Source organism: Marinovum algicola (assembly GCF_900109145.1).
GTDB classification, from domain to species: Bacteria; Pseudomonadota; Alphaproteobacteria; order Rhodobacterales; family Rhodobacteraceae; genus Marinovum; species Marinovum algicola.
In genome coordinates, this window is sequence record NZ_FNYY01000002.1 from 136,901 (window position 1) to 155,353 (window position 18,453).

At 65.3% G+C, this 18,453-nt stretch carries 20 protein-coding genes; 11 read left to right on the forward strand and 9 right to left on the reverse strand.

Annotated elements, in window-relative coordinates:
• The first annotated feature begins 12 nt into the window (after positions 1-12).
• From BMW90_RS03655 to BMW90_RS03680, 6 genes are read left to right on the forward strand one after another with little or no spacing between them, the layout of a single operon-like run.
• Entirely contained in the window at positions 13-885 is an 873-nt protein-coding gene (locus BMW90_RS03655; RefSeq protein WP_048531101.1) for a hypothetical protein, read from the forward strand.
• 59 nt (positions 886-944) lie between these two features.
• Entirely contained in the window at positions 945-1,883 is a 939-nt protein-coding gene (gene metA, locus BMW90_RS03660; RefSeq protein ID WP_074835041.1) for a homoserine O-acetyltransferase MetA, read from the forward strand.
• Position 1,884: 1 nt separating this feature from the next.
• Positions 1,885-2,853, forward strand: coding sequence for an alpha/beta fold hydrolase (locus tag BMW90_RS03665; RefSeq protein ID WP_074835043.1), 969 nt, complete (start codon positions 1,885-1,887; stop codon positions 2,851-2,853).
• A 54-nt stretch (positions 2,854-2,907) separates the two neighbouring features.
• Positions 2,908-3,792: a polyphosphate kinase 2 gene (gene ppk2, locus BMW90_RS03670; protein WP_074835044.1), complete on the forward strand. Its 885-nt coding sequence runs from the start codon at positions 2,908-2,910 to the stop codon at positions 3,790-3,792.
• The gene (locus BMW90_RS03675) at positions 3,785-4,402 is read left to right on the forward strand and encodes a TetR/AcrR family transcriptional regulator (protein WP_048531093.1); all 618 of its coding nucleotides are present in this window, start codon (positions 3,785-3,787) and stop codon (positions 4,400-4,402) included. The genes ppk2 and BMW90_RS03675 overlap by 8 nt, the downstream gene beginning before the upstream one ends.
• A 9-nt stretch (positions 4,403-4,411) precedes the next feature.
• Positions 4,412-5,269, forward strand: a complete 858-nt coding sequence (locus BMW90_RS03680; RefSeq protein WP_074835046.1) for a hypothetical protein — start codon at positions 4,412-4,414, stop codon at positions 5,267-5,269.
• Here BMW90_RS03680 and BMW90_RS03685 read toward each other — a convergent pair.
• From BMW90_RS03685 to BMW90_RS03700, 4 genes are all read right to left on the reverse strand, one after another.
• Positions 5,256-6,293, reverse strand: a complete 1,038-nt coding sequence (locus BMW90_RS03685; RefSeq protein WP_170850508.1) for a glycosyltransferase family 2 protein — start codon at positions 6,291-6,293, stop codon at positions 5,256-5,258. The genes BMW90_RS03680 and BMW90_RS03685 overlap by 14 nt on opposite strands.
• Positions 6,294-6,397: 104 nt before the next feature.
• Entirely contained in the window at positions 6,398-6,886 is a 489-nt protein-coding gene (gene rpsI, locus BMW90_RS03690; protein ID WP_048531087.1) for a 30S ribosomal protein S9, read from the reverse strand.
• Positions 6,886-7,350: a 50S ribosomal protein L13 gene (gene rplM / locus BMW90_RS03695; protein ID WP_048531085.1), complete on the reverse strand. Its 465-nt coding sequence runs from the start codon at positions 7,348-7,350 to the stop codon at positions 6,886-6,888. The genes rpsI and rplM overlap by 1 nt, the downstream gene beginning before the upstream one ends.
• A gap of 163 nt (positions 7,351-7,513) precedes the next feature.
• Positions 7,514-8,911, reverse strand: coding sequence for an aminotransferase-like domain-containing protein (locus BMW90_RS03700; protein WP_048531083.1), 1,398 nt, complete (start codon positions 8,909-8,911; stop codon positions 7,514-7,516).
• 96 nt (positions 8,912-9,007) lie between these two features.
• Between BMW90_RS03700 and BMW90_RS03705 the strand changes: the two genes are divergently transcribed.
• Positions 9,008-9,238, forward strand: coding sequence for a DUF1127 domain-containing protein (locus tag BMW90_RS03705; RefSeq protein WP_048531081.1), 231 nt, complete (start codon positions 9,008-9,010; stop codon positions 9,236-9,238).
• Between the two features lie 148 nt (positions 9,239-9,386).
• Here BMW90_RS03705 and BMW90_RS03710 read toward each other — a convergent pair whose 3' ends face one another.
• On the reverse strand, positions 9,387-9,809 hold the full coding sequence (locus tag BMW90_RS03710; protein WP_048531079.1) for a PaaI family thioesterase: 423 nt from the start codon (positions 9,807-9,809) through the stop codon (positions 9,387-9,389).
• Positions 9,810-9,865: 56 nt separating this feature from the next.
• Between BMW90_RS03710 and BMW90_RS03715 the strand changes: the two genes are divergently transcribed.
• Genes BMW90_RS03715 through gluQRS form a run of 3 tightly spaced genes read left to right on the forward strand, consistent with a single transcriptional unit; the run spans position 9,866 to position 12,915 of the window.
• Positions 9,866-10,651, forward strand: a complete 786-nt coding sequence (locus BMW90_RS03715; protein WP_074835049.1) for an enoyl-CoA hydratase — start codon at positions 9,866-9,868, stop codon at positions 10,649-10,651.
• Positions 10,652-10,690: 39 nt separating this feature from the next.
• A complete protein-coding gene (gene trmFO / locus BMW90_RS03720) occupies positions 10,691-12,043 on the forward strand; it encodes a methylenetetrahydrofolate--tRNA-(uracil(54)-C(5))-methyltransferase (FADH(2)-oxidizing) TrmFO (RefSeq protein WP_074835050.1) in 1,353 nt (450 codons plus the stop codon).
• Positions 12,044-12,048: 5 nt separating this feature from the next.
• A complete protein-coding gene (gene gluQRS / locus BMW90_RS03725) occupies positions 12,049-12,915 on the forward strand; it encodes a tRNA glutamyl-Q(34) synthetase GluQRS (RefSeq protein ID WP_074835052.1) in 867 nt (288 codons plus the stop codon).
• A gap of 46 nt (positions 12,916-12,961) precedes the next feature.
• Here gluQRS and hisI read toward each other — a convergent pair whose 3' ends face one another.
• A complete protein-coding gene (gene hisI / locus BMW90_RS03730) occupies positions 12,962-13,321 on the reverse strand; it encodes a phosphoribosyl-AMP cyclohydrolase (RefSeq protein WP_048531073.1) in 360 nt (119 codons plus the stop codon).
• 70 nt (positions 13,322-13,391) lie between these two features.
• On the opposite strand from hisI, the gene BMW90_RS03735 reads away from it, so the two are divergent.
• The gene (locus BMW90_RS03735; RefSeq protein WP_074835053.1) at positions 13,392-13,838 is read left to right on the forward strand and encodes an iron-sulfur cluster assembly scaffold protein; all 447 of its coding nucleotides are present in this window, start codon (positions 13,392-13,394) and stop codon (positions 13,836-13,838) included.
• 187 nt (positions 13,839-14,025) lie between these two features.
• Here the strand turns inward: BMW90_RS03735 and BMW90_RS27150 are convergent, their stop codons facing one another.
• The 3 genes from BMW90_RS27150 to ligA form a co-directional block, all read right to left on the reverse strand.
• The gene (locus BMW90_RS27150) at positions 14,026-14,148 is read right to left on the reverse strand and encodes a hypothetical protein (protein ID WP_274563014.1); all 123 of its coding nucleotides are present in this window, start codon (positions 14,146-14,148) and stop codon (positions 14,026-14,028) included.
• Between the two features lie 100 nt (positions 14,149-14,248).
• The gene (gene recG, locus BMW90_RS03740; protein WP_074835055.1) at positions 14,249-16,339 is read right to left on the reverse strand and encodes an ATP-dependent DNA helicase RecG; all 2,091 of its coding nucleotides are present in this window, start codon (positions 16,337-16,339) and stop codon (positions 14,249-14,251) included.
• Entirely contained in the window at positions 16,336-18,453 is a 2,118-nt protein-coding gene (ligA, locus tag BMW90_RS03745) for an NAD-dependent DNA ligase LigA (protein WP_074835056.1), read from the reverse strand. The genes recG and ligA overlap by 4 nt, the downstream gene beginning before the upstream one ends.

Sequence of the window (18,453 nt, forward strand, 5' to 3'; positions counted from 1 at the left end):
GGGACCAAGAAGATGCTCTATTCAACTGCCGAAGACTGGCGCCAGGCGCCCAAGAAACGGGTGCTGTTCTTTGGCATGTCGGGCCTTGGAAAGACCCATGTTTCCAACATGTTGCGCGACAATGGCGCATGGTTCCACTATTCCATCGATTACCGCATCGGCACGCGCTACATGGGCGAATACATCGCCGACAACGCCAAGGCGCATGCCATGCAGGTGCCGTTCCTACGCGATCTGCTGCTGTCGGACAGCATCTACATCGGCTCCAATATCTCGTTCCACAACCTGACCCCGGTCTCGGCCTATCTGGGCAAGCCGGGCAACCCCGATCAGGGCGGTCTGCCGATGGCCGAATACACCCGGCGGCAGGATCAGTTTCGCCAGGCCGAGATCAACGCGCTGCTGGACACCGGTTATTTCATCGACCGGGCGCAGGCGCTTTATGATTACCCGCATTTCATCTGTGACACCGGCGGCTCAATCTGCGAATGGGTCGATCCCGAAGACCCCGCCGATCCGGTGCTTTCGGCGCTGTCCGAGCGCACACTGATGATCTGGATCCAAGGCTCCGAGGCGCATACCCAGGAGCTGATCCGCCGGTTCAACCGCGCCCCCAAACCGATGGCCTACCAGCCCGCCTTCCTCGCCCGCTGCTGGCAGGAATATCTCGAGGTCGAGGGCTGTTGCGAAGGCGAGGTGAACCCCGATGCCTTCATCCGCTGGACCTATGGCCGGGCGCTGGCGCACCGCCAGCCGCTTTATGCCGCGATGGCGCGGAACTGGGGTGTGACGGTGACCGCCGACGAGATCGCCCAGGTGCGCGATCAGGCCGATTTCACCGATCTGATCGCCGGCGCGATCACCCGGTCAGCACGGCGCAGCTGACCGCTTGTGGCGCGCGCCGCTCTGGCCTATTTCTCTGACGCCACAGGAAAGGACACCCGATGCCCCTGAAACTGCCCAGTGATCTGCCCGCCTTCGACGTGCTCTCGCGCGAGGGTGTGATGGTCATGGCAGAGAAACAGGCCGAGCATCAGGACATCCGGCCGCTGCGCATCGGGTTGCTCAACCTGATGCCCAAGAAGATCGCCACCGAGACCCAATTCGCCCGGCTGATCGGCGCCTCGCCCTTGCAGATCGAGTTAACGCTGATCCGGATGAGCGAGCACGAGACCAAGACCACCTCGGCCGAGCATATGGAGAGCTTTTACCACCCGTTCCGAGAGGTGAAGGACTGGAAATTCGACGGGCTTATCATCACCGGGGCGCCGATCGAGCATCTGCCGTTCGAGGATGTGACCTATTGGGAAGAGCTCACGCAGATCTTCGACTGGACCCAGACCAACGTGCATTCCACCTTTGGCGTCTGCTGGGGCGGGATGGCGATGATCAACTATTTCCACGGGGTGCAGAAACATATCCTCGATCACAAGGCCTTCGGCTGCTTCCGCCATACAAACCTCGACCCCGCCTCGCCCTACCTGCGCGGCTTTTCCGACGAGTTCGTCATCCCGGTCAGCCGCTGGACCGAAATGCGCCAGCCCGAGATCGATGCCGCCAACGGGCTGCGTACCCTGTTGGGCAGCGACGAAGTCGGGCCCTGCCTGGTCGAGGATCCGAAGCGCCGGGCGCTCTATATCTTCAATCACTTCGAATATGACAGCGGCACGCTGAAGGAAGAATACGACCGTGACGTTGCCAATGGCACCGCGATCAACGTGCCGCGCAACTACTACCCCGGCGATGATCCCAGCAAAAAGCCGCAGAACCGCTGGCGCAGTCATGCCCATCTGCTCTACGGCAACTGGATCAGCGAACTCTATCTGACGACGCCCTTCGACATGGCCGAAATCGGTTCCAAGTCGACCGACCTCCGGGGCTGAGATGATCGCCAACCTCGCCTTCGCCCTGCTGACCGTGGCGCTCTTGGCCGGCGGCGTGTTCCTGATCGACCGGCGGGCGGATCTGCGAGAGGCCGAAGCCGAGGCGCAGTTTGGCCCCTCGGGCAAGCTGATCGACATCGACGGCACCACGGTGCATGCGCTGGTCACCGGCGCCGGCCCCGATCTGGTGCTGATCCATGGGGCCTCGGGCAATCTGCGCGATTTCAGCTTCGATCTGATCGAACCTCTGGCGCAGCATTACCGGGTGATCGCCCTGGACCGGCCGGGGCTGGGCTGGACCGATCGGCTGCACGACCGGGGTGAGACCCCCGGCGAACAGGCCCGTCTGTTACAGAAGGCCGCCGACCGGCTGGGCGTGACGAGGCCGCTGGTGCTGGGCCATTCCTTCGGCGGCGCGGTGGCGCTGGCCTGGGCGCTGGAACGCCCCGAAGAGACCGCCGGGCTGATCTTGCTGGGCGCGGTATCAAATCCCTGGCCCGGTGGGCTCGACACGCTGTACCACGTCAATTCCTCGCGCCTGGGCAGTGCATTGGTAGTGCCGCTGATTACCGCCTTCGCGCCGCTCGACCGGGTTCATGCCGCGCTCGAGGCGATTTTCAAGCCGCAACGCGTGCCTGTGGGCTATGCCCGCCACATCGGCGCCGGGCTGACAATGCGCCGCGACAGCCTGCGCGCCAATGCCCGCCAGATCACCCGGCTGCGGCCGCAGGTGGTGGAGATGTCGGAGCAATATCACCGGCTCGAGATGCCGCTGGAGATCCTGCACGGTGAGGCCGATACCATCGTGCCGCTGGAGATCCACTCCGAACCGCTGAGCCGCCAGGCGCCCGATGCCGACCTGCTGCGGATGCCCGGTGTCGGCCACATGCCGCATCACGCCGATCCGCATGCCGTGATCCAGGCGGTGCACCGCGCCGCCGCCCGCGCCGGGCTTCGTGAAGGGCATTAACATTGCAACACCTGGCCTAAGACGCCATATTTACGTGAAAATATGCGAGGCCCCATGGCACAACCTTTTGACGGTGCAATCAGTACCTACTTCGAAAACGAGGCCCCCAAGCCGATCCGTGATGCCATCCGGCGCGCTGAGAAAGGCGAGATGCTGTCGGAGGGCTACCCTTATTCCGACCGCATGCCGCGCAAGGCCTATGACAAGGCGATGAAGGCGCTGCAAATCGAGCTGGTCAAGCTTCAGGCCTGGGCCAAGGACAGCGGCGCGCGGGTGGCCGTGGTTTTTGAAGGCCGCGACGCCGCCGGCAAGGGCGGCACGATCAAGCGCTTTCGCGAGAACCTGAACCCCCGGGTCGCCCAGGTCGTGGCACTGTCGAAACCTTCGGACCGGGAAGCCGGACAATGGTATTTTCAGCGCTACGTCACCCGCCTGCCCACCGCCGGCGAGATCGTGCTGTTCGACCGGTCGTGGTACAACCGCGCGGTGGTGGAAAAGGTGTTCGATTTCTGCACCGAGGCGCAGCGCGCGCATTTCTTTCAGCAGGTGCCCGACTTCGAAAAGATGCTGTTGGATGACGGCATCATCCTGATCAAGCTCTGGCTCAACGTCGGCCGCGCCGAGCAATTGCGGCGCTTTCTCAGCCGCGAGAGCGACCCGCTCAAGCATTGGAAACTGAGCTGGATCGACGTCGAGGGGCTCAAGCGCTGGGATGCCTATACCGCGGCCATCGCCGAAACCTTCGAGCGCAGCCATACCGGGATTGCGCCCTGGACCGTGGTGCGCAGCGACGACAAGCGGCGCGCCCGGATCAATGCCATCCGCGCCGTGCTGCACCGGATCGATTATGCGAACAAGGACGCGGCCGCCATCGGGGCGGTGGATCCGCTGATCGCCGGCGGGCCGGATCTCTGGCAGGCCCGCGCACAAGATGCCTAAACGCGGCTATCACCACGGCAACCTGCGGCAGGCGCTGATCGACGCCGCCCTGAAGCTGATCGAAGACCGGGGGCCCACGGGCTTCACGCTCTCCGAGGCGGCAAAACAGGCGGGCGTCACCCCGGCTGCGGTCTATCGCCATTTCGAGGGGCGCGAGGACCTGATTGCCGAAGCCGCGCTTCAGGGCTACGAGATTTTCGCCGATGTCATGGATTACGCCTATGACAGCGGCAAACCCTCGGCGCTAGCCGCTTTCGAGGCCACGGGCCGGGCCTATCTGGCCTTTGCCCGCAAGCACCCCGGCCATTACATCGCGATGTTCGAAAGCGGCGTCTCGGTCAACAAGACACCGGATCTGGCTGCCGCCTCGGCGCGGGCGCGCGGCGTGCTGGAAAAGGCCGCCGAGGGTCTGTCGCAGCATATCCCCGCCGACAAGCGCCCGCCCGCCGCGATGTTCTCGGCGCATATCTGGGCCCTGAGCCACGGGGTGGTCGAGCTTTTCGCCCGCGGCTCGCCCGGCACCCGCAGCCCCTATCCGCCCGAAGAACTGCTTGAGGCCGGCATCGGGATTTACCTCAGGGGTCTTGGCCTGATCCCACCGGACGCGTAAGGCAGGCGCATGAGCGACAAGACCTTCTTCCTCGGCCTCGGTGGCCAGAAATGCGGATCGAGCTGGATTCAGGCGTATCTGAACCGCCAGCAAGGCGCCGATTTCGGCCGTCTCGGTGAATATCAGATCTGGGAGAGTGACCTCGGTTCGGTCTTTGCCCGCTACCGGCTGGCCGCGCCCTCGGGCTTTCAGATGCTGCGCGCCGAGGCCAAGCGGCGGCTGGGCATGACCGAGCCGGCCGACCATCTGCGCTGGCGGATGCAGCACGACCGGCAACAGTATTTCGCCTATTTCGAACAGTTGCTGAACCGGCCCGGCGTGACAATGACCGGCGACATCACCCCCAGCTATGCCGCCCTGCCCGCGCCGCTGCTGCAAAAGATCAAGGATGGCTTCGAAGGCCCCGGAATATCAGTGAAATGCCTGTTCTCGATGCGCGACCCGGTGTCCCGCATCCGGTCGCATTACCGGATGGACATCGACAAGGGCACGGCGCCGGAACCGGCGGATTTCGAGGCCGGGCTGCGCGGCTTTTATGCCAGCGCAGAGGCCGCGGCGCGGACGCGCTATGACATGACGCTCGAGGCGATGGAGACGGTCTTTGCACCGCAAGACCGGTTCATCTGCCTTTTCGAAGAACTGTTCACGCATGAGGGCATCGCCGATCTGGCGGCGTTTGCCGGCGTTCCGGCCGAGGCCGAGGCCGGGGGACAAAAGGTCAATGCCCGCGGCTCGGCCGGTGGCATCTCTGACGACCTGACCGCCGAAATCGCCCGGCATTACGCCCCGGTCTATGCCGCCGTCGCCCGGCGTCTGCCGCAGATCGCCCGGGTCTGGCCCAGCGCGCGGTTTCTCACCAGCGCATGAGCCCGGCGTCGATCAACTGCTGCGGCCCCTCGTAACGCAGCGAGTTCTCGTCGAGAAAGCTGCCCTTGCGGGCCTGCATCCGAGCCAGAAGCTCGGCGTAATAGCGGTATTTCGAGGCGCCATTGGCATGCGCCCCCCAGGCCCTGGCGCGGGCGATCTTGTCGGCGAACTGCGCGGTAAAGACAAAATGCGCCACGGTCAGCAGCACCGTGCTGCTGGGCGCGAGATTGGCGTAATGCGATCCGGTCAGCCGGCTTTCGGCGTTGCGCAACACCAGCGGCGTCTTGTGGCGCGGCGACTTCTGGAACTGTTGTGCCTTTTTCGCCCTGGAGGACATGTAAAGCCGTTGAAGCCCCCGGCGCTCCACCTTGGGTTCGATATCGAATTGCTTGAAAAGACGCGCTGTTTTCGATTTCCCCAAGAGCTCCGGCTGGCGCCCCGGCACCAGATCGACAAGCGCTTCGGCCTGGAAATACGGGTAGGCCTCGAGCAGCCCGTCAAAGCTTTTCGGCAGATCGCCCGAGAGCCCGGCAACGTTTTCCGGAAAGAATTCCACCACCGTGGCAATCGCCGAGGGCGCGCCTTCGGCCGCAAGCCGTGTCACCACCTTGGAGATCGAACTGACCCCGGGCGGCAGCAGCAGGAATTCGTCGGCATCGACATAGGCGACATAGGCGCCGTCGAAAAACAGATGCGGCAGGGCGATCTTGAAATAGGTGCCGGCGCGTTCCCTGCGGCTTTCGCCGTCGGGGTCGCGATAGGTGATCTCATCGCCAAAGCTGAGATCGGATTGCATGACCACGCAATCCGATTGCGCCGCGAGATAGGCGCTGGTGCCGTCGTCCGAGGCATCGTCGAAGATCAGGAATTGCTCGAAGCCGATGGCCCGATGATGCGCCAGGAAGGCCGGCAGGAAGCCCATCTCGTTCTTCATGGTGGAAAACAGCGTCAGCTTGCCGGCATCCACCTGCCCGCTTACCACCCGCGCCAATCGGCCCGCGTCTTCTATTCCGTATGCGCTCATGGCAGTGCCTTCGGATGTTGCGGGCCGCGCGTCAAGCCCCCTCGCCCCGCGCATGAAAAAGGCCGCCCCGAAAGGCGGCCTTTTCCGATACATGTCCGTAAAGCTTAACGCTTGGAGAACTGGAAGCTCCGGCGGGCCTTGCGGCGGCCGTATTTCTTCCGTTCCACAACCCGGCTGTCGCGGGTCAGGAAGCCGGCGGCTTTCAGCGCGCCGCGCAGCGAGGGATCGTAAAGTTGCAGCGCCTTGGAGATGCCGTGCTTGACCGCACCGGCCTGACCCGAGAGACCACCGCCCTTGACGGTTGCCTGCACGTCGAACTGGTCTTCGACACCGGCCACGGTAAAGGGCTGGCGCAGGATCATTTGCAGCACGGGACGCGCGAAATAGGTGTTCAGCTCGCGGCCATTGACCGAGACCTTGCCGGAGCCCGGCTTGATCCAGACACGGGCAACCGCGTCTTTCCGCTTGCCGGTGGCATAGGCCCGGCCGAGCTCGTCACGGACGGGTTCGCGCGGGGTTTCCACCTCGGTCACGGCTTCGACACCGCCGGTGACGGCGTTCAGGTCTTCCAGGGAATTCACTTGCTCAGCCATTATTTCGCCACCCGGGTGTTTTTCGAGTTCATGTTCTTGACGTCGAGCACTTCGGGCGACTGCGCCTCGTGGGGGTGCTCGGTGCCGGCATAGACGCGCAGGTTGGTCATCTGCTGGCGCGCCAGACGGTTGCCCGGCAGCATGCGCTTGACCGCCAGGGTCACGACGCGCTCGGGGTGGGCGCCCTCGAGGATCTGCTGTTTGGTGCGCGACTTGATGCCGCCCGGGTGGCCGGTGTGCCAATAGTGGTTTTCTTCGCGCTTCTTGCCGGTCAGCTGAACCTTGTCGGCATTGACGATGATGACATTGTCACCACAGTCCATGTGGGGCGTGAAGGAAGGCTTGTGCTTGCCGCGCAGGCGGGTGGCGACGATCGAGGCGAGACGGCCGAGCACCACGCCTTCGGCGTCGATGACGATCCATTTCTTCTCGATGTCTGCCGGAGTCGCAGAGAAGGTTTTCATATCGGGTCTACCCTTGGGTCTTGAGTTCCGACGCCTCGGGGAGACCCCGGCGCCAAATTCGATGGGCGGGTTATAAAGACTGCAAAGACACAGTCAAGATGCGTTAGCGCGAATTAATATAGCTATTTCAAATACTTGTAAATTAGGTATCTAAATACCCCATTCAGACACCGATATTTTCCGGCGGCTTGTCCAGCAACCGGCGCAGGCGCAGCATCGCATCCTCGAAAGAGGCCAGCGTCACCTCGGCATTGACGGCGATGCGTACCGCGTGGGGCACCCTCGCGTCGCGCATGGCGAAATCCTCGGCGCTGCGGATCTTGAGGCCCTGCGCCTCGGCTGCCTGGCAGAAGGCCGAGACCCGCCAGCCCTCGGGCAGACGCAGCCAGAAAAAGGGCACATCGGGGTTCCAAGTCAGATCGTAGCTGCCCAGGGTATTCACCCCGACGCGAATGTAACGCTCCACCTCGGTGCGAACCTCGGCCACCAGCCTGTCGGCCGACGCCGCGCCGAGCAAACGCCCGATCATCTCGGCCAGCGGGGTCGAGAGGCCGAAAAAGCCGTATTCGGCGGCGCGGCGCAGGGTGGTGTCGCTGCCTCGCGGCGCCACAGCAAAGCCGACCCGCAGCGCCGGGGTCAGCAGCTTGGAGATCGAAGCGATGTACCAGGTCTGATCCGGCAGCAGCATGCGATAGCCGGGCAGTCGCGTTTCGGACAGGCGGTAACAATCGTCCTCCAGAATGTTCAGCCCGCGCGCCCGCGCCACCTCGGCAATGGCTTCGCGGCGGTCGAGCGGGGTGTGCAGGCAGGTCGGGCTCTGCACCTCGGGCGAGGTGCAGAAAAGCTGCGCCGCATGGGTGCGCGCCAACCGGTCGAGCTCTTCCGGGATCACCCCCCTGGCGTCCATCGGCACCGGCACCACCTCGGCGCGCAACAGTTCGGCGGCACGGCGGAAACCCGGATAAGACAGCTCTTCGACCAGAATAACCGGCCGCCGCCCGCGCAGAACGCATTGCATCACCAAGGACACCGCATTCTGTCCGCCATGGGTAAAGACCAGCCGGTCGGGATCGACCGGCCCCAGCCGCGCGGTCGAGAGCCAGCGCGCCGCCGCCTGGCGCGCGCTGTCGGAGGCGCCGGCGGAGGGATAGTTGAGCAGATCGGTCGCATCGCTCTCGGCCACCTCGCGCAGGGTGCGGCGGATCGCGTCGACCTGGCCGACATCGGGCAATTGCGGGCTGAAAAGCGATACAATCCCGGTTTCGCGCGGCGGATTGCGGATCAGCAGGCGCGGCTCCGGCGCCGCCCTGTCGTCCTGCCCCGCCACAAAGGTGCCGCGCCCCACCTCGGCCCGCAACACGCCCTTGTCCGTCAGAACCGAATAGGCCCGCGCCACCGTGCCCGGGGTTATTTTCAGCTCCCATGCGAGATCCCGCACCGGCGGCAGCTTGTCACCCCGGGCAAGCTTGCCCTCGGCGATGGCGCTGCCGATCAACTCGGCCACGGCACGATATTTCGGACCGTCCATGCCGGAAATATCACCGATTGAAATTGTATCCATCACAATATTTCCATGGATCATTACACATGTTCAATGTATCAATTATCTACGGCAATTCGCCGCATTGTGTCAATACAATTCACGAAAGGATCTCCCATGGCACATCTCCAGCAGACCCCAGCGCAGGCAGCAGGCTTTCTTGACGGCCGTCCCCTGACCCCGATCGCATCGGTGGCGCTCAAGGCGGTCGTGGCGATTGCCAAGTGGGAGGCCCACCACCGCACCCGCACCAAGCTGAAACATCTCGATGATCACCTGCTCAGGGACATCGGCGTGACGCGCGATCTGGCCGAACGAGAGGCCGCTCGCCCGTTCTGGCAGGGGTAGATCCCTCTCCTGACAGACCTCTTCCTGGGCCCGGGGCGATGCCTCCGGGCCTTTTTTCTGCCGCCGCCAGGTGAGGCCCCCGTCCCGGGCCCCGCCCCGGGACCTCGTGGTCCCTTGCCCAGAGCCCCGACGCAGGTCCGGGCGCGCCTCAGCGCCCGGGCGGGATCGAATAGGTCAGGTTCGCCCGGGCGACCGGCGACGCCTGGCCTTCGGAATAGAGCAGGCAATCCACCACGCTCAGCGCCCGGCCGATCTTCAACAACCGGAACTGCCCCAGCACATCCGCCCCCGCCGCAGGCTTGCGCATGAAATCGATCGAGCAATTGGTTGTCACCGCCAGCGCCTGGCGCCCGATCCGCGACATCGTCGCAACATAGGCGCCGACATCGGCCAGCGCGAACATTGCCGGGCCCGAGACCGTGCCGCCGGGCCGCAGGTGCCGCTCCGAGGCATGCAGCCGCATCACCAGTACCTCCTCGTCGAGCCGGTCGATGGAGAACATCCCCTCGACCTGCGGAAAGACCTCGCTCAGAAACTCTGTCATCTCTTCGGCGTTCACGACGATTGTCATTCTTCCCTCTTGCGCTGTGTGACGCTAGGCTGCCGCCCAGGCCAAGGGAGGGCAAGATGGCGATTTTGGAACGTTGCGACACCGGGGCCGTGGCCCATTTGCGGATGAACGCGCCCGAGCGGCTGAACGCGCTGTCCGACGAAATGCTGGCCGAGCTCCAGGCCCAGATCGATGCCCTGCGCGCGGACACCAGCGTTCGCGCGGTGGTGATCTCCGGCGCCGGCAAGGCGTTCTGCGCCGGTCACGACCTCAAGCAGATGACCCGGGGGCGACAGGCCGAAGATGGTGGCAAGGCCTATTTCGCCGATCTCTTCGACCGCTGCGCCAGCGTGATGACCGGGCTGACCCGCCTGCCCCAGCCGGTGATCGCCCAGGTGCATGGCATCGCCACCGCCGCCGGTTGCCAGATGGTGGCAAGCTGCGACATGGCGGTCGCGGCCGAGGGCACGCGGTTTGGCGTCAACGGCGTCAACATCGGGTTGTTCTGCTCGACGCCGATGGTGGCGCTGACCCGCAATATCCCGCGCAAGAAGGCCTTTGAAATGCTCACCACCGGCCAGTTCATCGAAGCCGACGAAGCCGAGACCCTGGGCCTCGTCAACCGCGTCGTGCCCGCCGAGGCGCTCGAGGCCGAGGCCCGGGCGCTGGCCGAACAAGTCGCCGAAAAGCTGGGTACGGCGGTGCGCATCGGCAAACAGGCCTTCTACGCCCAGGCCGAGATGGGGCTCGACGCGGCCTATGCCTATACCGGCCAGGTCATGGTCGAGAACATGCTCGACCGCGATACCACCGAGGGCATCAGCGCCTTTCTGGATAAACGTCCCGCCAGCTGGCGGCAGTGACCCTTTGACAGCCCCGCCAAAAGGCGTATGTGAGCGCGCATGACACAAGAGCTTCATATCGTCGGCGGCGGCATGGCCGGATCCGAGGCCGCCTGGCAGGCCGCGCAACTGGGCGTCAATGTGGTGATCCACGAGATGCGCCCCAAGGTCGAAACCTTTGCCCATCGCACCGGCAATCTGGCCGAGATGGTCTGTTCCAATTCCTTCCGTTCGGATGACGACGAACAGAACGCCGTCGGCCTGCTGCATTGGGAAATGCGCGCGGCAGACGGCCTCATCATGGCCACCGCCGACCGTCACCGCCTGCCCGCCGGCGGTGCCCTGGCGGTCGACCGCGACCCCTTTGCCGAGGATGTGACCGCGGCGCTCAAGGCGCTGCCCAACGTTCGGGTGGAGTATGGCGAGATCACCGAGCTGCCGCGCGACGGCCAGTGGATCATCGCCACTGGCCCGCTGACCTCTTCGGCGCTGGGCCAGGCCATCGCCGCCGAGACCGGCGCCGATGCGCTCGCCTTCTTCGACGCCATCGCGCCGATCGTCTATGCCGAGAGCATCGACATGTCCAAGGCTTGGATGCAGTCGCGCTACGACAAGGGCGAGACCGAGGAAGAGCGCAAGGCCTATCTCAACTGCCCGATGGACCGCGCCCAATACGAGGCCTTCATCGACGCCCTGCTCGCCGCCGACAAGACCGAGTTCCACGACGGCGAGACGGCCGGCTATTTCGACGGCTGCCTGCCGATCGAGGTCATGGCCGAACGCGGCCGCGAGACCCTGCGCCATGGCCCGATGAAGCCCGTGGGCCTGACCAACCCGCATCAGCCCGACGTCAAGGCCCATGCGGTCGTCCAGTTGCGCCGGGATAACGCGCTGGGCACGCTCTACAATATCGTCGGCTTCCAGACCAAGATGAAATACGGCGCCCAGACCGAGGTGCTGCGGATGATCCCCGGGTTGGAAGAAGCGCGCTTTGCCCGGCTCGGCGGCATCCACCGCAACACCTTCCTCAACTCGCCGACCCTGCTGGATGCGCAGATGCGGCTGAAATCGCGGCCCAACATCCGCTTTGCCGGCCAGATCACCGGTGTCGAGGGCTATGTCGAGAGCGCCGCCATGGGGCTGTTGGCGGGACGCATGGCCGCCGCCGAAATCCTTGGCCGGCCGCTGCCCGAGGTGCCGCAGGACAGCGCCATGGGCGCGCTGATCCACCACATCACCGGCGGCGCCGAGGCCAAGACCTTTCAGCCGATGAACGTCAACTTCGGGCTGTTCCGCCCGGTCGACGGGCTCAAGGGCGGGCGCCGCGGCCGCAAGGACCGCTACAAGGCCTATACCGACCGCGCCAAAGCGGCCTGGCAGGACTGGCTCGGCGCGATGGCCAGCGCCGCCTGACCCCCGTGGCCTTTCGCACCCGCTTCGCCCCCTCGCCGACCGGGCCGCTGCATCTGGGCCACGCCTTCTCGGCGCTGACGGCCTATGACGCGGCGCAGGCGGCCGGCGGCAGCTTCCACTTGCGTCTCGACGACATCGATCAGAGCCGCGCCCGCCCGGAATGGGCGGCGCAGATCTGCGACGACCTGCACTGGCTGGGGCTAAGCTGGCCCGCGCCGGTCTGGCGCCAGTCCGACCGCCTCCCGCGCTACCGCGCCGCACTGGAGCGCCTCTGGCGCCGCGGGCTGCTCTATCCCTGCACCTGCACCCGGCGCGACATTCAGGCCGCCGCCAACGCCCCGCAGGAGGGCGCGCCGCGCTTTGGCCCCGACGGGCTGATCTATCCCGGCACCTGCCGGAACCGGCCCCGCAGCGGCCCGATGCCGCAGGATCAGGCGCTCAGGCTCGACATGAAGAAAGCCATGCAAGCCATTGGAGAGGCGGCTTTTCACGAAGAAACCTATTACCCCGGCCCGCGCGCCGTCACAGCCCGGCAGATGATCGACAGCGTCGGCGATGTGGTTCTGGCCCGCCGCGACATGGGCGCCGCCTATCACCTGGCCATCGTCGTCGACGACGCGGATCAGGAAATCAGCCATGTGATCCGCGGCCAGGATCTCTTTGATGCCACCGCGATCCATGTGGTCCTGCAACATCTGCTCGACTTTCCGACCCCGCGCTATCACCATCACCGGCTGATCCGCGACGCCTCTGGCAAGCGCCTTGCCAAGCGCGACGACGCCCGCGCCATCGCGCTCTATCGCAGCGAGGGCAAGCGCCCGGCCGACCTCCGCGCCATGGTCGGCCTTCCGCCCGCCTCTGCTTCTGTTTGAAAATACCGTTGGGGAACCCGCCCTGGCGGACGGGCGCAAAGCCCCCTCAGCGCTCCGGCTGCATCAGCTCGACCTCGGCGCCGCTGCGCACCTCGGTATAGAAACAGGTGCGGCGCCCGGTGTGGCAGGCGGCCCCGGTCTGGTTCACCGTCAGCAGCAGGCAATCGCGATCACAGTCGATCCGCAGGTTCACCAGCTCCTGCACATGGCCCGAGGTCTCGCCCTTGACCCAGAAGCTCTGTCGCGACCGCGACCAATAAGTCACCCGGCCGGTCGCCAACGTTCGTGCCACCGCCTCCTGGTTCATCCAGGCCATCATCAGCACTTCGCCGCTGGTGGCGTCCTGGGCAATCGCCGGAATCAGCCCGGCATCGTTGTAGACCAAGGTCGAAGGATCAAAGGACATGGGCGAAAAACCTTTTGCAAGAGCGCTCTGGACGCCTATTTAAGAAACGCAGGACAAAAGAGAAAGCCTCATGGCCGAAACCGATCTGATCAAGCTCTACTCCGCCCGCATTCTGGCGCTGGCCTCGGATATCCCCCACAGCGAACGGCTGGCGGCGCCCGAGGCCACGGTCAAGAAACGCTCGCCGCTCTGCGGCTCGACGGTGACGGTGGACGTGGTGATGAAGGAGGGCCGCGTCGCCGACTTCGGCCAGGACGTCAAGGCCTGTGCGCTGGGGCAATCGGCGGCCTCGGTGCTGGGCTCGGTGGTGATCGGGCGCAGCCCCGAAGAACTGGAAAAGGCCCAGGCGGAACTGCGCGCCATGCTGAAAGAGGGCGGCCCTATCCCCGCCGCCCCCTTCGACGGTTTCGAGGTGCTGGAGCCCGCGCGCGAGTACAAGAACCGCCACGCCTCGATCCTGCTGGCGCTCGAGGCCACCGCCGAAGCCGCGCGTGAGGCGCTGGCCGTGTCCGCCTGATCTCTCGTCGATCCAGGTTTTGATTGCACAAAAAAAGGCCGCCTTCCGAAGAAGGCGGCCAAGGCAAGCGCTCGCGTCCTAATGGGGGTGTTGAGGCAGACCCCGAGCTCCCATGGGGATTGGGAAGAGGCAGGTTCGCGCGGATCGGACAGGCGCGCGGAACGCGAGCGCAGGCAGGGAAATTCCTTCAGATAAAGGCCGGCAGATGCAGGCCCGCAACCAACAGAAACACAAGCGAAACGGCGCCCATGGCGTCGTGCAGAAAGCTGTGATCGAAACGACGGCGGCTCTTGGTCACTTTCTTGTGCATGGCGTGTCTCCGTTGCGGTGTTGTCTCTTTGTTCTCATATGGACAACGGTCTGTAAAGAACTTTTTGAGAACATCCGAGAACAAACCGCTAATGGAGACGCTAACCCACTGATATCAAACGAATGGCTTCATCCTGCCGCATCAGCCAGAGCAGAACGCGCGCCGCCCGTCCCCGGCCGCTCTCGAGCGTCGGATCGGTGGTCAGCAAGGCGCGGGCGTCGGTCTGGGCCGTGGCCATCAGACCGGTCTGGCTTTCCACATCCGCCACCCGAAACCGCGGCAGACCGGATTGCGCCGTGCCAATCACGTCACCGGCCCCGCGCATCTCCAGATCGGTTTCGGCGATGATGAAACCGTCCTCGGTATTGCGCAACGTTTCCAACCGCTTGCGCCCGCCTTCGCCAAGCGGCGCCTGGTAGAGCAGCAGGCAGGTCGAGGCCTGATCGCCACGGCCCACCCGGCCGCGCAGCTGGTGCAGTTGCGCCAGGCCAAAGGTCTCGGCGCGTTCGATCACCATGATGGTGGCATTGGGCACGTTCACGCCGACCTCGATCACCGTGGTCGCCACCAGCACCGAGGTTTCGCCGGCCTGGAACCGTGCCATTGCCGCGTCTTTCTCGGCCGGCGGCATCTGGCCGTGCACCAGCCCGACCCGGGCCTCGCCGAGCGCCGCGCGCAGCCGTTTGAACCGCTCTTCGGCGGCGGTCATGTCCGAGGTTTCGCTTTCCTCGACCAGCGGGCAGACCCAATAGACCTGCCGCCCGTCGTCTGCCGCCGCCCGAATGCGGCCCACCACCTCCTCCAGCCGTTCGGTCGAGATCAGCGCAGTGGTGATCGGCTTGCGCCCGGGCGGTTTTTCGTCAAGCACCGAGACATCCATGTCACCATATTGCGCCAGCGCGAGGCTGCGCGGGATCGGCGTCGCCGTCATCACCAGCACATCCGCCAGAATGCCCTTGGCCCCCAGCGCCAGCCGCTGCCGTACGCCGAAGCGGTGCTGTTCATCGATGACGGCCAGGCGCAGATCGCAAAAGGCCACATCCTCCTGAAACACCGCGTGGGTGCCGACAAGCACCTGAATTTTCCCGTTTTTCAACGCCTCCAGCTTGGCCGCCCGCTCGGCGCCCTTGTCCCGCCCGGTCAGCAGCTCGAGCACCACACCGGCGCTTGCCGCCAAGGGTTGCAACCCCTCGAGATGCTGCCGAGCCAGGATTTCGGTCGGCGCCATCATCACGCCCTGCCCGCCCGCCTCGACCGCGATCAGCAGCGCCATGAAGGCGACCAGGGTCTTGCCGGCGCCCACATCCCCCTGCAACAGCCGGTTCATCCGCTTGTCGCGCGCCATATCGCCGGCGATATCCGCAATCGCCCGGGTCTGTGCTCCGGTGGGCGCATAAGGTAAGGATTTCAATACTTTGCCCTGCAAGCCCCCGGTTCCGGAACTGGCCCGCCCGGCCGCTTTTCGGCGGTTCTGCCGGGCCAGTGCCAGGGTCATCTGATGGGCGAAAAGCTCGTCATAGGCCAGACGCACCCGCGCCGGATGCCCCGGTGAAAGCGTCGCCGCATCCGTCGGGGCATGCGCCTGGCTCAGCGCCTCGCCCCAGGAAGGCCAGCCCTCTTTCCCGAGAAGCGAGGGCTCGATCCATTCCGCCAGCTCGGGCGCCCGGGCCAGCGCCCCCTGCGCCGCCTTGTGCATCACCTTCTGCGTCACCCCGGCGGTCAGCGGATAGACCGGCTCGAAATCGGGGATGTCATGCGCCTCTTCCACCGGCAGGATGTGATCGGGGTGCACCATCTGGGCGATGCCGTCGAACAATTCGACCTTGCCCGAGACTACGCGGCGCGCGCCACTGGGGAGAATTTTACGCAGATAATCGCCCCGCGCATGGAAAAAGACGAGCTGGAACGAGGTCTGCGCGTCCTGCACCGTGATCCGATAGGCGCCGGAACGGCTGCGCGGCGCGGCATGGCGGCCGATCTCGACCTCGACGGTGACCACGCCGGGCAGATCGGCGCCCTGCACCGTGTCGCGCTTGCGCCGGTCGATGCCGGAATGCGGCAGGGTGAACAACAGGTCGCGCGGGGCCTCGATCGCCAGCCCGGCCAGCGACTTGGCGATCTTGGGGCCGACACCGGGCAGCGTCTCGAGATCCGCAAACAGCGGAAAAAGCGGCTCGGGCCGGCTGCTCATGCGCCGATCAGGGCCAGCCACCCGTCTTCGTCGAGCATGTCGATCCCCAGTTCGGCGGCTTTCTTGCCCTTCGATCCGGCCCCCGGCCCGGCGACCACCAGATCGGTCTTTTTCGACACCGACCCCGAGACCTTGGCGCCCAGGGCCTCGGCCCGGGCCTTGGCCTCGGCGCGGGTCATCTTTTCGAGGCTGCCAGTAAAGACGATGGTCATGCCGGCCACCGGGCTGCCCTCGACCGCGGGCCTGGCCGCGTCCTGGATATCAAGCTGCGCCACCAGCCTGTCGATTGCCGCGCGCTCGGCCTCTTGCCCGAAGGCGGCGACCAGCGAGGCAGCCATGACCTGGCCCACGCCATCGACGCCGAGCAGATCGTCCCAGGCCGGGCCCTCCATCGGCTGCGCCTCGGTCATCGCGCGGTCAAAGCTGGCCCAGGCGCCATAATGGCTGGCCAGGAGATTGGCCGATTGTTCGCCGACATGGCGGATGCCAAGGCCGAAGATCACCCGGCCCAGCGCAATCTTGCGCCGCTCGTCGATGGCATCGAACAGCTTCTGCGCCGATTTCTCGCCCCAGCCCTCGCGATTTTTCAGCTGCTGCATGCCCTGGCCAAAACGCGCGCGCAGGGTGAAGATATCGGCCGGCTCGGCGATCCAGCCGTCGCGATAGAATTGCTCGACCTGTTTAGCGCCGAGACCGTCGATGTCGAATGCCGAGCGCGAAACGAAATGCTTCAGCTTTTCAATCTGTTGCGCCGGGCAGATCAACCCGCCGGTACATCGGCGCACGGCGTCGCCTTCTTCGCGCACGGCCTCCGATCCGCATTCCGGGCACGTCTCCGGAAAGACATAGGGGGCGGTGTCCTCGGGGCGTTTGGACAGGTCGACATCGGCCACCTTGGGGATCACGTCGCCGGCGCGATAGATTTGCACCCAGTCGCCGATCCGGATGTCCTTGCCGCCGCGGATTTCGCCGCCGCGGCTGTCGCGCCCGGCGATGTAATCCTCGTTGTGCAGCGTCGCGTTGGAGACGACGACACCGCCCACCGTTACCGGCGTCAGCCGCGCCACCGGGCTGAGCGCGCCGGTACGACCGACCTGGATGTCGATCGCCTCGAGCCGCGTCCAGGCCAGTTCGGCAGGGAATTTATGCGCGATGGCCCAGCGCGGCGTGGTCGAGCGGAACCCCAGCCGCTCTTGCAGGTCGAGCCGGTCGATCTTGTAGACCACACCGTCGATGTCATAGCCCAGCGTCGCGCGCTGTTCCTCGATCTCGCGGTAGAGGGCGATCATCTCTGCCGGGGTGTCGCAGCGGCGGGTGAGCGCATTGGTCTGAAACCCCAGCTCCGCCAGCCTTTCGATGGCGCCCGATTGCGTTTCGGCCAGCGGGTTCGAGAGCACGCCCCAGCTGTAGGCGAAAAAGGCCAGCGGCCGGTCGCGGGTGATCTCGGGGTCGAGCTGACGCAGCGAGCCGGCGGCGGCATTGCGCGGATTGGCAAAGGTCTTGCCGCCGCGTTCGACCTGGCGCTTGTTGAGCGCCTCGAAATCGGCGTGGCGCATGTACACCTCGCCGCGCACCTCGAGCACCTCGGGCGCGCCGGTGAGCACCTCGGGGATGGTGTCGATGGTGCGGGCATTGACGGTGACATTCTCGCCCGTCTCGCCATCGCCTCGGGTGGCGGCAGTGACCAACGTGCCGTTTTCATAGCGCAGCGAGAGCGAGAGGCCGTCGATCTTGGGTTCGGCGGTATAGGCCAGCTGGGCATCGGCGGGCCAGTTCAGATAGCGGCGGATGCTGGCGTCGAATTCCAGCACGTCGGCATCGTCGAAGGCATTGCCGAGGCTCATCATCCGCACCTGGTGGCGGACCTTGGCAAAGCCTTCGGCCGGGGCGGCACCGACCTGATCAGAGGGGCTGTCGGCCCGTTTCAATTCCGGGAATCGCGTCTCGATCTCGGCGTTGCGGCGTTTGAGCGCATCGTAATCGGCGTCGGTGATCTCCGGCGCATCGGCGCCGTGATAGGCCAGATTGGCCGCAGTCAGCGCCTCGGCCAGCGCCGCGAGTTCCTCGCGTGCCTGATCTTCGGTCAATTCGGAAACTGCAATCTCGCGCGTCAT

Bases quoted from the DNA above. Each gene is read 5' to 3' on its own strand.
- hisI (WP_048531073.1), bottom strand. From the start codon at position 13,321: ATGTCCTTTGATCCTTCGACCTTGGTCTACAACGATGCCGGGCTGATT.
- rplM (WP_048531085.1), bottom strand. From the start codon at position 7,350: ATGAAAACCTTCTCTGCGACTCCGGCAGACATCGAGAAGAAATGGATC.
- BMW90_RS03675 (WP_048531093.1), top strand. From the start codon at position 3,785: ATGCCTAAACGCGGCTATCACCACGGCAACCTGCGGCAGGCGCTGATC.
- rpsI (WP_048531087.1), bottom strand. From the start codon at position 6,886: ATGGCTGAGCAAGTGAATTCCCTGGAAGACCTGAACGCCGTCACCGGC.
- BMW90_RS03685 (WP_170850508.1), bottom strand. From the start codon at position 6,293: ATGAGCGCATACGGAATAGAAGACGCGGGCCGATTGGCGCGGGTGGTA.
- trmFO (WP_074835050.1), top strand. From the start codon at position 10,691: ATGACACAAGAGCTTCATATCGTCGGCGGCGGCATGGCCGGATCCGAG.
- recG (WP_074835055.1), bottom strand. From the start codon at position 16,339: ATGAGCAGCCGGCCCGAGCCGCTTTTTCCGCTGTTTGCGGATCTCGAG.
- BMW90_RS03680 (WP_074835046.1), top strand. From the start codon at position 4,412: ATGAGCGACAAGACCTTCTTCCTCGGCCTCGGTGGCCAGAAATGCGGA.
- ppk2 (WP_074835044.1), top strand. From the start codon at position 2,908: ATGGCACAACCTTTTGACGGTGCAATCAGTACCTACTTCGAAAACGAG.
- ligA (WP_074835056.1), bottom strand. From the start codon at position 18,453: ATGACGCGCGAGATTGCAGTTTCCGAATTGACCGAAGATCAGGCACGC.
- BMW90_RS03665 (WP_074835043.1), top strand. From the start codon at position 1,885: ATGATCGCCAACCTCGCCTTCGCCCTGCTGACCGTGGCGCTCTTGGCC.
- BMW90_RS03735 (WP_074835053.1), top strand. From the start codon at position 13,392: ATGGCCGAAACCGATCTGATCAAGCTCTACTCCGCCCGCATTCTGGCG.
- BMW90_RS03710 (WP_048531079.1), bottom strand. From the start codon at position 9,809: ATGACAATCGTCGTGAACGCCGAAGAGATGACAGAGTTTCTGAGCGAG.
- BMW90_RS03715 (WP_074835049.1), top strand. From the start codon at position 9,866: ATGGCGATTTTGGAACGTTGCGACACCGGGGCCGTGGCCCATTTGCGG.
- BMW90_RS03705 (WP_048531081.1), top strand. From the start codon at position 9,008: ATGGCACATCTCCAGCAGACCCCAGCGCAGGCAGCAGGCTTTCTTGAC.
- metA (WP_074835041.1), top strand. From the start codon at position 945: ATGCCCCTGAAACTGCCCAGTGATCTGCCCGCCTTCGACGTGCTCTCG.
- BMW90_RS27150 (WP_274563014.1), bottom strand. From the start codon at position 14,148: ATGCACAAGAAAGTGACCAAGAGCCGCCGTCGTTTCGATCACAGCTTT.
- BMW90_RS03655 (WP_048531101.1), top strand. From the start codon at position 13: ATGCTCTATTCAACTGCCGAAGACTGGCGCCAGGCGCCCAAGAAACGG.
- BMW90_RS03700 (WP_048531083.1), bottom strand. From the start codon at position 8,911: ATGGATACAATTTCAATCGGTGATATTTCCGGCATGGACGGTCCGAAA.